Raw genomic sequence first — 12,704 nt, forward strand, 5'->3', positions numbered from 1 at the left:
TACGTCAGGGTCGCCAGCGGTGGTTGGTCTGCCAGATGAGTGAGCCCGGCGCGCGGTACTCGATCTTGTCGGTAGCCGCGTTGAGCCTGATAGCCCAGTTGTCGGTGTGGATGAGTCGGTGGTGGTGGGGGCAGATCAGCACCCGTCATCCAGCTTCGTGGTCGAACCCTTCGACCACGGCATTCGATAGTGGTGGGCCTCTGATTGTTCGGGCGGCCGGTCGCATCCCGGGAAGGTGCACCCGTGGTCACGGGCAGCCAAGGCCTGCTTCTGGGCTTTGGTGAACAGTCTCTGTTCGTGCCCATGATCTAACGGTAGTGATTTGCCGCCGAAGACTTGCGGGACGATCCCGAGGTTGCAGGCCATCAGTGAGCTTGGGAGGCGGAAATACGGGTGCCGGTCGACAAGGTTGCCGCCTTCACCCCGTTGGCCAGGGTGTCGTAGTCCAAGCGGACCATCAGGGTGGCTCCGAGTCCGCTGCGTCCTGGCAGCAGGTGCCCAGGGAGCCTGGAGCAGAGCGCGGCGAAGCCGACACCCATCCGGGTGCGCCAGTCGAGCTCACGGTCGTAGAACGCATGCCCCGACGTGTCAGTGTCTTTGCCGGCGCCTCCGGGATTCTGGGTTTTGGTCTTGGCGCCGGGGTGGTCTCTGAGGTGGTCGCGTTTGGGGGCGCAGATCGCCTTGATCGCCGCGTCCAGCATCTCGGCTTGCGCATCAGGCAACCTGAACCCACCACTGGTGGTGCCGTCGCCGTTGGCGTTCATCCAGAACTCCGACCGCCGCCACGCCTTCCTCTCCTCATCCTCCAGGCTGTTGTTTTCGTCCTGGTCGACCTCGGGGGCGGGTTTGAACTGGTCAGTGATCCGACGCGACCTCGACCGCAGATCCTTCAAGTTGTATTTCGGTGCGTCGTCGAGCAGTGCTTTCTCGCAGGCCTGCTTCTGCGCTGGTGTCACATCATCGGGCAGGTCGTTGACGGCATCGGCGATGATCCCGGCCTGCTTGGCACCGATCTGACCACCCGCAAGAGCTTCCTCAGTCGTGGGTGTGGTCTCGAGGGCTTTGCCGCGGTGGACCATCGACTCGGCTTCACGCCGGTCACCACCAAACGCCCCAGCCAACAGGGCAGCCGTCGACGTCGCACCAGACTCCTTAGCCAGACCCGAAGCCTCCGACACCCGAGCCGCAGCCAGCTGGTGGGCCTTCAACCGGGCCTCAGCACGCATCATCCGGGTTGCGAGCTCACGCACCAGACTGGCTTCAAGACCAGCCCACCCGCCAATCGGCATCGTGTCGAGGGCGTTCTCGATCGCCGTGACCCCACCCGACAACGGATCAGGAAACGACACAAGAACAGCCGACACGAGATGCACCTCCGAAAGTGGTTCACGTACCGGAATCACTGCGATTCCCGCACACAAACCACTCTGCACCAAAGGTCAGACACTCGACTTTCCCGCACCAGAGTTATCCACAACGCGCCGTGAAGGTAGCTCAGATTCTGCGGTAGTCGACCCGGGGGAGTCGGGGCCCTCGCCGCTCGGTCGTGGCCAGGGGAGTCAGCTGGAGGATGCGCACGACTCGAAACCGATGACCCGACCATGGTTCGAGCACCTGAGCAAGTCAGTGTCATCGATGCGACGGCCCAGCAGAGCAGTGCCGACGTCCTTCGCGACGTGGAAGTCGCCGAAAGGCACGGCATCGGCGTCACCGAGCGCCCGGTAGCCGACCTCTGCGGCAGTCCACACGCCGACACCCGGGATGCTCTGGAGGCCGCGGTAGACGGCGGCAAGATCGGTGGGGTGCTGTTCAGCAAGCCGTTCCAGCTGCGGGCCTACCCGAGCACTCGCCTGCACGGCGCGGGCACGTCGTGGATCGACACCTGCCAGATGCCATTCCCACGAGGGGATCGCCGCCCACTGCGCGGACTCGAGCGTCACGCGCATCCCCGCTGGCGCTGGTCCAGGCGCAGGCTCCCCGAATCGTCGCAGCAGCCGGCGCTGCGCGGCGAACGCGTCCACGCCGAGAACCTTCTGCTCGATGATCGCAGGGATCAACTGCCTCGAGAACGCGTCCGGTGCGGGAACTCGCAGCCCAGGGAACCGGCGGACCCCGTCGGCCAGCAGCGCGTGACCAGGCACGAAGGTCGTCGGATCGTCGTCGGCACCGATCGAGCTGGGGAGTCGGTCGAGCAGCTCTTCGCGACCAGGACCCCAGGCCCGCCCACGTAGTCGCACCGGCGAGAGCTGCTCGATCGCGTAGGTGACCGGACCGGTGGCCATCCTGCTGGTGCGCCAGATGACGTCGCCGACCCGCTGGAAAGTCGGGTCACCTGGGCCGCGTCGAAGCAGCGCGAGCGTCAAGGAAGCGTTGAGTGCATGTTCGACATGCACATCTCGCGTCACAGAGGGGGTGGACATGTCGTTCACGGGTCAAGACTGCCAGTCGGCACCGACAGGCGGCCGGTCGTACATCGTCACGAGGTCTGTGACTGCATTCCTCGCAGTCGCACCATGAACGTCGTGATCACGAGTAGCGCTGCGGCGGCAGCGGCGACCCAGATGACCTCGGTTGTTCCGTCAGACGAGGCGGTGACGCCGATGCCGAGCAGGGCCCACAATCCGGCTGCGGAGTAGGTCAGGATGTCCGCCGCACAAGACGGTGACGTTGGCCAACACAGCGGCAGCCACCACGAGGACGGCGATCTGCCACCCAGCTGGTCAGCCTGGACGACGTCGGAGTCGACGAGTGCGGTGGATGCATTGAGGAAGAACGCCGCCGTCACCCAGCCCGCGTAGAGGCCGACGGCGGCGCGGGTGAGGCCAGTCGTCCAGTGCGGAGGTAGGGGAGCTTGGCCCGCCGTCAGGACTCCGTCAATGGCCGCGATGAACATCAGCAGCAAGGCACCCGCCGTCGCCAGGCTGTTGTCGAGTCCGGCGAGTGCAATCCACAGCGCGCCGCCGAGATACAGCACGATCTGATCGACCTGGAGCCGGCGAGGGGATCTCGATGCGCCGTACCAGGACGACGGCAGCCTGGACGATGGCGAGGGTGTAGATGACACCCCCAGATGGCGAACGCCCGGCCGACGGGTGTGATGAGCAGGTCGGGCCCTGAACCGTCGCCAGGAGATGTGCCCGGACCGTTGATCGTGATGATCGGTGCGATGACTTGCAGGACGGACGCGGCCAGCACACCCCAGGCGAGTGGACGTGTGCTGTCGCGGGTCGGCCGGCGTTGGGCTGTCGTCTCCATGTCGAGGGGTACCCACGGGCATGTCGGGTATTCGTCGCAGGTGCCGCCGGCGGGGTCAGGCGCAGCCGATGCACGTGCGGGCAACGGGACCGCGCTTGAAGTCGTTCGGGGGAGATAGGCAGGTGGCACCGTTGGCAGAACCCGTAGGTGCCGGCGTCGACTCGAGCCAGCGCCGCGTCGATCTCGGTCAACAGGTCGCGGGTCTGGGTGATCAGGGCTGAGACCTGGGAGCGTTCGAAGGCGATCGTGGTGCCCTCGGGGTCATGCTCGTCGTCGGCATTGCTGTCACGTGATGCTGAGACGATGTCGTCGAAGGTGCCGGTGAGCTTGGACAGGCGTTCGGCGGTCTCACGCCGCTGCTGCTCCAGCCGTGCTGTCATGTCGCTCACCCCTTCACTGTGACAGCAGGCACTGACAAACGCGTTCAGCCCGTCTGTGGCCAGAACATGTCAGATCAGGCCCCTAGAGTTGCGGGCATGGAGCGCGACTGTTGCTACTGCCTTGCGTGAGTCGTGGGGACCAGACACATGTTCGCCCGAGGACATCCCGTCTTGGAGTCCTGACAATCCGGCGCGCGGCCAGTGCGCTACGACAGCCGTCGTCGTGCACGACTACTCGGCGGCACGCTCGTCATCGGCGAGGTGCAAGTCGACGGAGAACGCGTCGACTATCGCTGGTGGAACCGACTGCCAACGGCGAGGAAGTCGACCTGACGCGAGGACGATTCGATTCGCATGAAGTGGTGGTCGGTAAACCGAGGCCGACCGGCCTACAGGTCCCACCCGGCTGGATGCCCGGTACGAGCTGCTGTCATCACGGGTTTCTGACATCTGGCGCGGTTGGCGTCAGCTTCCGAACCTGCAGGGGAGTAGGCGCCTTTCTTCAGTCCTCATCTACGACAGAGGCCCTGTCGAGCACCAGCCAAGCGCGTCCGGAACGAATTGCGCTCAGCGCCGCGGTGTACGGATCGGCGGACCTCCGGACCATCTCTCCGTCGCTGAGGAGCAGAAGGGTACATGCTGGCGCTATCTCCGGCGAACAGCCGCGCAGCCGGCGGTGCGCGCTCCCAGCGAAGCGCCAGGCGACACCAAGCGTGTAGTGGGCCATATCCAGAGAAGATCTTGAGACGTCCAGCCCGGCCATCGACGCCAGGTGCGCGCGCGGATCTTGCGGAACTCCGGGGACTCTGGACGCCACCTGCAAAGGACTCGACGAACAGGCGTGCAGCCAAGACGTCCTTGTCCTCGCTGAGCAGGGCGGCGAGCTTGCCGTCGATCGGTTTGCTCATCACGCAACGCTACCGACAATGAGTACGGAGGTTCGCGCACTGCGCTGCGACGTTGGGGAATGCTCGTGCACATGAACATTCGGTCAAAGCTGTTCTTGTCAGCCAGGGTTCTTGCTGCTGCACCCATTGTCGCGCGTTGGTGGCCGTCGTGGCGCTGCCGGAGACCGCCGGACGCGTCATGCTTGCCGTATCCGGGGTGGCGGTGCTGTGCTGCTTGCCGTTCTCGTTGCAGGCTGGCGCCGATCGTTCGCAGGCGCGCTGTGCGTCGGCCTCGGCGCGACCCATGATGACCGTGGCCATGATCTACCTGAAGTCACTGGATCCGGACGGTGCGGATATCCCGCTGGGGGGAGTCGGTGGCCTGTTCCTCGGTCTGGTGTTGCTCGTCGTCGGCTTGGTCAGGCTGAGGAGCCGGATTCATCGGTCAGGGTGACGCCGTCAGTCTGAGCGGGGAAACTCGATGACTCCTTGGGGGACGGGGTCGAACCAGTGACGACAACTTCGATGACTGGCAGTTCACCGACGGCGCCTGCGACGCGGCGCAACAGACGCGTGTGGATCTCCTTGGGTGCAGTCGCGCTTGCGGTCGGTGGCTATCTGACCGCGGCAGCGCTGGTATCCAGCTCCAGTGATCCGTCGGAGGCGGCGAGCTCTTACCTCGCTGCCATCGCCGACGGTGATGCTTCTAGCGCAGCGCAGATCGTTCGACCCGGCGCATCCGGTACCGATGCGGCCTTCTTGACCGATGACGTCCTTGGAGCTGCGACCGAGCGTATCGAGGTGGTGTCTGTCACCACGACCAAGCGTGAGGGTGACACCGCGGAGGTGGCGGCTGTGATGAAGCTTGCCTCACAGACCTTTGCCCATACGTTCAAGTGACGCGAGATGCAGGTTCCTACTGGTTGCTGCGGCCGGGATGGCGCCCAGACGCGCCGCTGACGGTCGAGGCCACCGTGTCCGCACGGGACAACATTTTCCTCACCGGTGTGAAGCAGGTCGATGTCGCCGGGACCGCAGGCGGCTTGCAGTGAGCGATGTTCCCGGGGTGTCTGCGAACTCTCGGTCGGAGCCGGTGCAGGTGTATCCCGCCGTCTACGACCTGACCGGACCGGACCTGGCAAGTACTTCCAGGTCGCGCCCGCTGGCTGGTGGCCCGCCCGCCGACAGCGACGGCCGCACTTGCGGTGGCGGCAACGGAGGCGCTGCAGACGACCCCTGCTGGATGTGGCGAACGCTCAAGCCAACGCATGTGTCGAACCGGAAACCTCGACGGATGCCGCCTGTCCTTTGCTTCTCAGACAACAGGATCCGTCGACCACCGGGGTCATTCGGGCGCCGTACAACGTGACCTTTCGGACCGGTCATCGATTCATGGTTCGCGTCGATCTTCTGGTACCGCCCGGAGGGGGGAACCCGTCTGGGACCGGCACGACCGAATACTCGACTGATCTCATCGGCAAGTACACGGTTGACGACGACGATGTGAAGGTCGAGTCCACACCCTGGGACGACCTCTAACCATCCGTGGTGATGCTGACAGCGACGCCAGGGTCAGCCAGTTGTGCTGCGGGCTCCGTGGCGACGGGCTCATGATCAGGGGAGTCCTGTTCACCAAGATGCCCGCTCGTCTCCACGTTAGTTGACATAATATCTATTATCGGACATTGATTGTCGGGAGTTGCGTCAGAAGGGAAGCCTCCCGGCTGCGGTCGTTGACGGCGTCGGCAGTCCAGGCGCAGAGACCTACTCGGCGCCGTCCTGACAGCGCTGCTCGACCACATCAACGAGCTCGTGGCTGTACGGGCTCCAGGTGCGCCGAATTCGAAGAAGTCGCGTTCAACGACATCGTCGATGGCTACACGATCATCACGAGCCGCTACGCGATGAAATGTCGGTTCTAGAGCGCCTCGCTCGGAGCCGTCTCGAAATCGTGGGCGGTCAGAGTTCTCTGCTCACGTTGGCGGGTTTCTCGCAGGAAGATTGCCCGAACCACATCCAGAGGGGGCGAGCCGTGACAACGATGAGCGCCGCAAACAGGCTTTGACTGATGACGCCGAAGAACGAGAGGCCGCCGATCAGAGCGAAGGCGGTCCAGTTCACCGCAATATCGGCGATGATCACGGCGCTGCCAAGCACGATGCCGGAGCGCCGCCGAAAGATGATCAGCGCAGCGATGGCTGGATCCAGAATCGTTAGTGTCACCCAGAACAGACGGACGCCGAGAGGATAGGCGCCGTAGACGTCCAGTCCGCTGACGACCAGATCAGCCGTGTGAGTAGTTGTTCCAACGAGAAAGCCCACCACCCACATGGCTTGGAACACTCCAGCTCTCGTGCTGATGCGGCGAGAGCGATCATGCTCGCGATGCTATCGAGGTGCGATGGGACGGATCACGCGCGTTCTTGCTGATGACGCGGCAGCTTTCCGACCGCTGGAACGCTCGCTAGTTCCTGATTCACGGACACCGGCAGTCCAGCCAACTCGGTCAGCTCTTCGGCAATGGCAGCCAATGACATGGTGCCGTGCACTTCGACTTCGACTTCGATGCCATGCACAGGCGTCGGCCGTTCCAGGCTTCCCAGCGTGGTTGTGACGACCCCGAACTGATCTGAGCGGTACTGAGCAACCTTTGTCGCCGCGGCCTCGATCTCTCGGGCGGAGTACGAAGCCTCATGAAGCCGAACTTTGACGACATCAAAGCTGTCGAGCGCCTTCTGGACGTTCTTCGGCACGGCACCGCGCCACCACATGTCATAGGCGTTCGCGTCGACGTCGAAAGCGTCGCCGCCGAAGTTCTCGGCTGACTCCAGCAGTCCCGATTCAAGCAACGGGGAAACGTAGGATTCCAGACGTTCCTGCTTGAGAACTTCTCGGCGATCGGGGACGCTCGTGTCGAGCGTTCCGTCCTTCTCGGCAGGCAAGGGCGTCGCCGCACTGGAAGAACTCGGAGCTCGGTTGCTCTTGACGGTGATCGCGGCCGCGGCGGTTGATGCTAGAAGCACCAAAGCAAGGGCGGTAGCCACTCCCATGAACGATTTCGTCATGCCTGCGGTTCGTGAAGTCATGTCTGGCTTCCATTCGCCTCGATGCGGCTCCCCCGTGTCGATGGGGCACGCGCGTTGAGACTATCGAATGCTGCCAGACTTGGGACATGGTTCTGGCATGGTCATTGCGTCGTGCAGATGAACGCGATGCGACCTGGATTGCCGAGTACGCGCCGAGGTCATGCGAGCAGATCTCGAACGCCTCGGCAGATTCGATCCGGTACGTGTGCGCCAGCGGTTCTTGACCGGATATTCGCCTGGCGCGACCTCGATCATCGAGGTTGATGGAGACGCAGTTGGCTGCATCGCGGTGCGAGAAGAACCCGACAGCATCTGGATCGAGCACTTCTATCTCGCACCTCGCGTACAGAACCGTGGTCTCGGCAGACAGGTGCTGGAGGACGTTCTTGTGGGCCTCGACGCAACGCTTCCCGTCCGAATCAACGTGTTGGTCGGCAGCCCGGCTCGACGCCTGTACGAACGCCACGGATTCGTGCTCGATAGCCAAGACGAGGTCGACGTCTACCTAGTTCGGAATCAGATGTCGGGCTCGTCCGGCACGTCGCCGCGAACCCACGCGATGTAGCGGTGCACCGACGAGTCGACCAACGCGGCCGCATTGGTGTCGATGGTCCCGAATGCGCCGTACAGGCGGTCGTACGAGTAGGGCTCGATCGACGTGAGGATGCGCCGGACGGCGCGCTCGGGCAACGGAATCTTGTTGACATAACTGCGCATGACGTTGACGCTCATCCGGTCGGCGCCGATCGCGATGGTGTCGCCGGTCAGCAGCGCTCCGCGTCCATCGGCACCGGCCTGCCAGTGAGCAATGCTGCTGCCGGCGAAGTGTCCACCGCACTGCGCGAAGGTCACGCCAGGCAAAACCTCTCTTGTGCCGTGCCACAGCTCGATGACCTCGTCGGGGCGTCGTATCCACTGTCGGTCCGCGGACGCCACGAGAACCGGCGCCTTGTCGAAGGCGTGGCTCCACTGAATGGACGCTCCGGTCAGATGAGGGTGGCTCGCAGAGATGACGTCGACGCCACCGAGTTCACGAAGCGTCGAGACCATGTCGTCGTCGATGAATCCTGGTGGTTCCCACAGCAGGTTGCCGCCAGACGTACGTAGGAGAAGTCCGCGCTGCCCGATACCGAGCTCTGGCGCGACATCGACGGCGTACAGGTCAGGTTCCAGCTCGTTGACGACTCCCCGATGACCAGCAGCAGCCAGCTCGGCTCGCGTCGTCCACCGCTGCCCCGCTGCGGGTACGAACTGTCTGTCGTCGCTGCAGATCTCGCACGTCGATGGCGGTTGCTCGGTGTCTGCATGCTCGATGGCGCACGCCGCGCAGGTCCAGATCGTCATGTTCTGAGGCTAGAACCTCAACATTGGTCAAGGTCAAACCCCGCAAGCCCTAGGGATTGAGCGGTCGTAGATCTGCGGTCACCGGCAGCTGCAGCTTGTAGTCGACTTGGCGAGCCCCGACTGCTCCCCCGTGGTCTTCGCTGACCGTGATCACTTTCGAGGTCACCTCGGTGATGCACACCCGCAGCCAGCGGCCATCCGCGAGTCGTAGCGTCAGCGGTCTGCGAGGTAGCCGATGCCCAGCGTCGAGGACCTCTTCGGCGCCGACCCAGTCAATGGGATCGGTGTGCCGACGACCAAGCAGGTCGACCGCGACGAAATCGTCGCCTTCGGGAACGATCCACCCGAGTCGTTCGCCGTCACGACCACGACGATGCTCGATCCACTCAGGATCTAGCACGGCAAGCTCCCCCTAGCCTTCAGACCAGACGGCAAGCTCGTTGCCGCTCGGATCGGTGAAATGGAAACGTCGGCCACCCGGGAACTGGTACCGGACCGTTGATCACCTCTCCCCCAGCATCGACGACGCTCTGGACGCTGGCCTCGAGGTCGTCGGAGAACACGATGACGAGTGGTCCCCCAGGGCGAACGTCTTCACCGAGGCACAAGCCGCCGACCTCTCGCCCCGCAGCGGCTGGATCTTTGATGCCCGCATAGCCGGGGCCGTAGTCGTTGAACTCCCAGCCAAATGCTGATGCGTAGAACTCCTTCGCCACGGCGACATCACGGACAGCGATCTCGATGTAGTCGATCGAGTGGTGCCGGGACGCGGGAGCCTGTTCAGTCATGGGGTCCACCCTTCCATGAGGCACTGACAGCGGCGTGCGAGCGAGGTGTCAGCGGGCCCGTTGCGCCTGCAGATCCGTGCTTAGCCGCGCTGTGTCGCGATCGCCGTGAGCCTTCGCACAGGCACGAATGCCCAGGTCAACGTTGCAAAAATCAGAACGCCGAACAGCGCATCAACCCATGCGCGGTCGACGACGTCGCCTGCCGTCAGGACGGCGCAACGCGCAAGCAGGTAGACCAGAAGTGCTCGACCGGCCCAGCGAAGCGCAGTTGACATGCGTCAACCCTAGAGGCTGCGTGCCCCGCTCCGCCGCGAAACGTCACTCAGGGCTGCTGCCAACGGCCAGTGTCGCCCACAGATGTCCGTCGGGATCGGCGAAGGTCCCGGTGTAACCCCAGGGCTGCTGCGCCGGCTCTGCGACGATCCTCGCGCCGGCCTGCCGAGCGCGCTCGATCAGCCGTCGACCGCAGCTGCACTATCAGCTGTCAGAGAGAACAGGCACTCGCTGTGTCCGGGCGCTGCGACCTGGTGATCGCCGATGACCCAGGCGAAGCCGCCAGTCGGCACCAGCATCAGGTTGACGCCGTCCGCGAGCTCGAGCTGCAACGGCTCAGGCACGCCGTCACCGGCGAGCGGCCCGCTGGCCGGGTACCCGAGAACCCGGGTGTAGAAGTCGTGTGACGTCCGTCGATCCGAGATCGGCAGACTGACGACCACCGTGGGCTGAGACACCGAAGTTCTTCCTCTCGTCGCGCTGCTGACCGCTAGTCATCGCCGCGGTCGATACTGATCACATCACCTGACAGGTCGGTCTGCACAGCACCTGATTCGTCGAACTCTGTCGACACGTGGACGAACACGGAGGGACGCTCCCCTGTTGAAGTGCCGGGCACGCTGCCCATCCGGATCGTGACGCTGGAGACGACGCCGTCAGGCAGACCGACGTCAGTCGGCGCCGTCCGGATCAGGTCCACAATCCTGGAGAAGTCGAGATCAGCGAGGTCGATCAACGTCGTCTCGTCAGCGTCTCTTTGCCCCTTCGTGAACACGTCGTCGAAGTCACCGTCGTATTGATACGTGATGGTCCGTCTTGCACTCCCTGCACCGGCACCTCGACCATGGCGTAGGTCTCGAACAGGCTGGCTTCGAGCACCTCCGTGGTGCCGAGGCCGTCGCGTGCGTCGACAACCAGCTGTCCGAAGCCGGCCGTCGTCTGCACGTGCGCCTTGTCAGCCCCGAAGCCCGGCCCCATGACGAACCACATCGACAGGAGCCCGAAGACCAGCAGCACGCCTGCACCTGCGAATGCGATCTGTTGGCCGCGTCGCCCTGGACTCGGGGTGTGCTCCCAGTCGGTGCTCATGGTGGAGTGTCAGGGAACCCCGCTCACAGGCAGACGCACGACGGCTCCGAGTCGCCGGAACGCTCGGAGCCGTCGTGAGTTCGCGCTACTTGATCGTGGCCTTGGCTTCGCCTTCGACCTTCTTGTCGTGCAGCAAGCTTCGCCCTGCGCGTCGACCGGGGTGGCCGATGCGTCGAAGGTGATCGGCGAGTCCTTCTGGTAGCGGAAGTTCTCTCCGTACGTGAACGTCTGATCCGTACCGAGGGTGTAGACGCCGGGGTCCTTGAACGCTCCGGGTGCCAGGCCCAAGGTGTTGACCTTCTGTGCCGCGAAGAGATCCTGATCGACGATCGAGTCCATGCCCTGCATGAACTTCCAGTCGTCATAGCGTGCGTTGACGTCGACCAACGACGAGCCGAGATCGATCGGAGCACCCGTGTTGGTGATGACGTAGTTGACGAAGACGATCTCGTCGCCCTTGTCGATGATGGGCTTGTTGTTGTCGGGATCGACGAACTGGCCGGTCTTCGTCGCCTGGGCGGTGCCGACCTGGAAGACGTCGACGGTGATGTCGCCGACCTTGATCGTGGTGATCTTCTCGCCGACTTCCGTGACCGGCTTGGCCCAGTCGGGCTGGTCGCCCGACGATGCCGCCGGCGGGGCTTCCGTCGTCGCTTCGGTCGCCTCAGGCGCGGCCGTCGTGGCGGTGGTCTTCTCGGCAGCCGGCTCGTCCGATCCGCCGCAGGCCGCCAGGCCCAGGAGTGCGAAGGATGTGGCCAGCGCTGCTGCGGTCTGACGCGTGCGAGTAGTGAACATCAAGTCCCCGTTCTTGTGATGATGCATGAAGCCGTTGGCGAGGCCACCGGCAAGACACACTGTAACTAAAGGGGATTCCGCGTCGCACGGGGGCAAGTCAAGCTGACCGGGCCGGGACGTCACGCTCCGAGAGCAGCCACGCCGCCAGTGCCCCGCCGAGCGCGCCGAACAGGTGGCCCTCCCACGAGACGCCGGGTCGCCCGGGCAGGACGCCCCACAGGACGCTTCCGTACACCGCGAACACGACAACGCCGAGCATGATCTGGCCGAGACTCCTGTTGAACAGGCCCCGCACGAGCAGGTAGGCCAGCCAGCCGAACACGAGCGTCGAAGCACCGAGGTGATTGGTGTTGCCGCCGCCGAAGAGCGAGACACCGACACCCGCGAAGATCCAGACGATGACCGTGACCTGCACCCAGGTGCGAACACCTGACAGCCCGATCAGGAATCCGAGCACCAGGAGCGGCACGGTGTTTCCGATCAGATGGGCCCATCCCCCGTGCAGCAATGGCGCGAAGACGATGCCGTCGAGGCCTGCGAAGCTCGCGAGGTGCGATCCCGTTGCGGTCGAGCCGCCCGACGCGACGGTGTCGATCAGCTCGATGACATAGAGCAGTGCGACGAACCCCCCGACCATGAGGCCGGCCGCCGCAGGACGGGACAGCGTCGATGTCTCGGCAGAGTGTTCGCTCATGCCCCGATGCTAGAGGGGGGCTCGCATTGAGTTCGTGTCCCGTGGTTCGAGGTATGACAGGACGAGAGTTGTCAGCCTCGTCCACGAACTGCTCTCGCGCGATCGGAGGTGCT

At 64.1% G+C, this 12,704-nt stretch carries 20 protein-coding genes; 4 read left to right on the forward strand and 16 right to left on the reverse strand.

Annotated elements, in window-relative coordinates; all coding sequences use genetic code 11:
• Positions 1–4 precede the first annotated feature (4 nt).
• The 4 genes from ACHMWU_RS18875 to ACHMWU_RS18890 all read right to left on the reverse strand — a co-directional run bounded on the left by ACHMWU_RS18875 (position 5) and on the right by ACHMWU_RS18890 (position 2,974).
• Entirely contained in the window at positions 5–142 is a 138-nt protein-coding gene (locus ACHMWU_RS18875) for a hypothetical protein (RefSeq protein ID WP_396045888.1), read from the reverse strand.
• A 223-nt stretch (positions 143–365) separates the two neighbouring features.
• Positions 366–1,364 carry a DUF222 domain-containing protein gene (locus tag ACHMWU_RS18880; RefSeq protein ID WP_396045890.1) on the reverse strand — a complete coding sequence of 333 codons (999 nt, stop codon included), beginning with the start codon at positions 1,362–1,364 and terminating at the stop codon, positions 366–368.
• Positions 1,365–1,559: 195 nt separating this feature from the next.
• A complete protein-coding gene (locus tag ACHMWU_RS18885; protein ID WP_396045892.1) occupies positions 1,560–2,363 on the reverse strand; it encodes a DNA-3-methyladenine glycosylase family protein in 804 nt (267 codons plus the stop codon).
• Between the two features lie 113 nt (positions 2,364–2,476).
• Positions 2,477–2,974, reverse strand: a complete 498-nt coding sequence (locus ACHMWU_RS18890; protein ID WP_396045894.1) for a hypothetical protein — start codon at positions 2,972–2,974, stop codon at positions 2,477–2,479.
• Positions 2,975–4,691: 1,717 nt separating this feature from the next.
• Here ACHMWU_RS18890 and ACHMWU_RS18895 point away from each other — a divergent pair.
• The 3 genes from ACHMWU_RS18895 to ACHMWU_RS18905 all read left to right on the forward strand — a co-directional run bounded on the left by ACHMWU_RS18895 (position 4,692) and on the right by ACHMWU_RS18905 (position 6,444).
• Positions 4,692–4,976 (forward strand): hypothetical protein, encoded by a 285-nt coding sequence (locus ACHMWU_RS18895; protein ID WP_396045896.1) that lies wholly within the window; start codon positions 4,692–4,694, stop codon positions 4,974–4,976.
• Between the two features lie 119 nt (positions 4,977–5,095).
• A complete protein-coding gene (locus ACHMWU_RS18900; RefSeq protein ID WP_396045898.1) occupies positions 5,096–5,422 on the forward strand; it encodes a hypothetical protein in 327 nt (108 codons plus the stop codon).
• A gap of 833 nt (positions 5,423–6,255) precedes the next feature.
• Positions 6,256–6,444, forward strand: a complete 189-nt coding sequence (locus tag ACHMWU_RS18905; protein WP_396045900.1) for a hypothetical protein — start codon at positions 6,256–6,258, stop codon at positions 6,442–6,444.
• Between the two features lie 37 nt (positions 6,445–6,481).
• Here ACHMWU_RS18905 and ACHMWU_RS18910 read toward each other — a convergent pair whose 3' ends face one another.
• Both ACHMWU_RS18910 and ACHMWU_RS18915 read right to left on the reverse strand, forming a co-directional pair.
• Positions 6,482–6,865 carry a hypothetical protein gene (locus ACHMWU_RS18910; protein ID WP_396045902.1) on the reverse strand — a complete coding sequence of 128 codons (384 nt, stop codon included), beginning with the start codon at positions 6,863–6,865 and terminating at the stop codon, positions 6,482–6,484.
• Between the two features lie 68 nt (positions 6,866–6,933).
• Positions 6,934–7,608 carry a hypothetical protein gene (locus ACHMWU_RS18915; RefSeq protein ID WP_396045904.1) on the reverse strand — a complete coding sequence of 225 codons (675 nt, stop codon included), beginning with the start codon at positions 7,606–7,608 and terminating at the stop codon, positions 6,934–6,936.
• 160 nt (positions 7,609–7,768) lie between these two features.
• Between ACHMWU_RS18915 and ACHMWU_RS18920 the strand changes: the two genes are divergently transcribed.
• On the forward strand, positions 7,769–8,173 hold the full coding sequence (locus tag ACHMWU_RS18920) for a GNAT family N-acetyltransferase (RefSeq protein WP_396045906.1): 405 nt from the start codon (positions 7,769–7,771) through the stop codon (positions 8,171–8,173).
• Here ACHMWU_RS18920 and ACHMWU_RS18925 read toward each other — a convergent pair.
• The 10 genes from ACHMWU_RS18925 to ACHMWU_RS18970 all read right to left on the reverse strand — a co-directional run bounded on the left by ACHMWU_RS18925 (position 8,125) and on the right by ACHMWU_RS18970 (position 12,591).
• Entirely contained in the window at positions 8,125–8,952 is an 828-nt protein-coding gene (locus tag ACHMWU_RS18925; protein WP_396045908.1) for a hydrolase, read from the reverse strand. The genes ACHMWU_RS18920 and ACHMWU_RS18925 overlap by 49 nt on opposite strands.
• Before the next feature lie 49 nt (positions 8,953–9,001).
• Positions 9,002–9,352 (reverse strand): hypothetical protein, encoded by a 351-nt coding sequence (locus ACHMWU_RS18930; RefSeq protein WP_396045910.1) that lies wholly within the window; start codon positions 9,350–9,352, stop codon positions 9,002–9,004.
• A gap of 19 nt (positions 9,353–9,371) precedes the next feature.
• Complete coding sequence (locus ACHMWU_RS18935; protein ID WP_396045912.1) at positions 9,372–9,740, reverse strand: VOC family protein; 369 nt, start codon at positions 9,738–9,740, stop codon at positions 9,372–9,374.
• A gap of 80 nt (positions 9,741–9,820) precedes the next feature.
• On the reverse strand, positions 9,821–10,015 hold the full coding sequence (locus ACHMWU_RS18940) for a hypothetical protein (RefSeq protein WP_396045914.1): 195 nt from the start codon (positions 10,013–10,015) through the stop codon (positions 9,821–9,823).
• Between the two features lie 43 nt (positions 10,016–10,058).
• Positions 10,059–10,196 carry a VOC family protein gene (locus tag ACHMWU_RS18945; RefSeq protein ID WP_396046898.1) on the reverse strand — a complete coding sequence of 46 codons (138 nt, stop codon included), beginning with the start codon at positions 10,194–10,196 and terminating at the stop codon, positions 10,059–10,061.
• Positions 10,193–10,471 carry a VOC family protein gene (locus ACHMWU_RS18950; protein WP_396045916.1) on the reverse strand — a complete coding sequence of 93 codons (279 nt, stop codon included), beginning with the start codon at positions 10,469–10,471 and terminating at the stop codon, positions 10,193–10,195. Before ACHMWU_RS18950 ends, ACHMWU_RS18945 begins: the two co-directional genes overlap by 4 nt.
• Before the next feature lie 32 nt (positions 10,472–10,503).
• Positions 10,504–10,749, reverse strand: coding sequence for a hypothetical protein (locus ACHMWU_RS18955; RefSeq protein ID WP_396045918.1), 246 nt, complete (start codon positions 10,747–10,749; stop codon positions 10,504–10,506).
• On the reverse strand, positions 10,746–11,102 hold the full coding sequence (locus tag ACHMWU_RS18960) for a hypothetical protein (RefSeq protein WP_396045920.1): 357 nt from the start codon (positions 11,100–11,102) through the stop codon (positions 10,746–10,748). The genes ACHMWU_RS18955 and ACHMWU_RS18960 overlap by 4 nt, the downstream gene beginning before the upstream one ends.
• A gap of 9 nt (positions 11,103–11,111) precedes the next feature.
• Positions 11,112–11,897: a hypothetical protein gene (locus ACHMWU_RS18965; protein WP_396045922.1), complete on the reverse strand. Its 786-nt coding sequence runs from the start codon at positions 11,895–11,897 to the stop codon at positions 11,112–11,114.
• Positions 11,898–11,994: 97 nt separating this feature from the next.
• Positions 11,995–12,591, reverse strand: a complete 597-nt coding sequence (locus tag ACHMWU_RS18970) for a rhomboid family intramembrane serine protease (RefSeq protein ID WP_396045924.1) — start codon at positions 12,589–12,591, stop codon at positions 11,995–11,997.
• Between the last annotated feature and the right edge of the window lie 113 nt (positions 12,592–12,704).

The sequence above is a fragment of the Aeromicrobium sp. UC242_57 genome, from assembly GCF_044452305.1.
Lineage (GTDB): Bacteria > Actinomycetota > Actinomycetes > Propionibacteriales > Nocardioidaceae > Aeromicrobium.

What these genes read in the sequence shown, in the direction of transcription:
- ACHMWU_RS18935 (WP_396045912.1), bottom strand. Translation starts at nt 9,740, where the DNA reads ATGACTGAACAGGCTCCCGCGTCCCGGCACCACTCGATCGACTACATC.
- ACHMWU_RS18925 (WP_396045908.1), bottom strand. Translation starts at nt 8,952, where the DNA reads ATGACGATCTGGACCTGCGCGGCGTGCGCCATCGAGCATGCAGACACC.
- ACHMWU_RS18970 (WP_396045924.1), bottom strand. Translation starts at nt 12,591, where the DNA reads ATGAGCGAACACTCTGCCGAGACATCGACGCTGTCCCGTCCTGCGGCG.
- ACHMWU_RS18965 (WP_396045922.1), bottom strand. Translation starts at nt 11,897, where the DNA reads ATGTTCACTACTCGCACGCGTCAGACCGCAGCAGCGCTGGCCACATCC.
- ACHMWU_RS18915 (WP_396045904.1), bottom strand. Translation starts at nt 7,608, where the DNA reads ATGACTTCACGAACCGCAGGCATGACGAAATCGTTCATGGGAGTGGCT.
- ACHMWU_RS18920 (WP_396045906.1), top strand. Translation starts at nt 7,769, where the DNA reads ATGCGAGCAGATCTCGAACGCCTCGGCAGATTCGATCCGGTACGTGTG.
- ACHMWU_RS18940 (WP_396045914.1), bottom strand. Translation starts at nt 10,015, where the DNA reads ATGTCAACTGCGCTTCGCTGGGCCGGTCGAGCACTTCTGGTCTACCTG.
- ACHMWU_RS18960 (WP_396045920.1), bottom strand. Translation starts at nt 11,102, where the DNA reads ATGAGCACCGACTGGGAGCACACCCCGAGTCCAGGGCGACGCGGCCAA.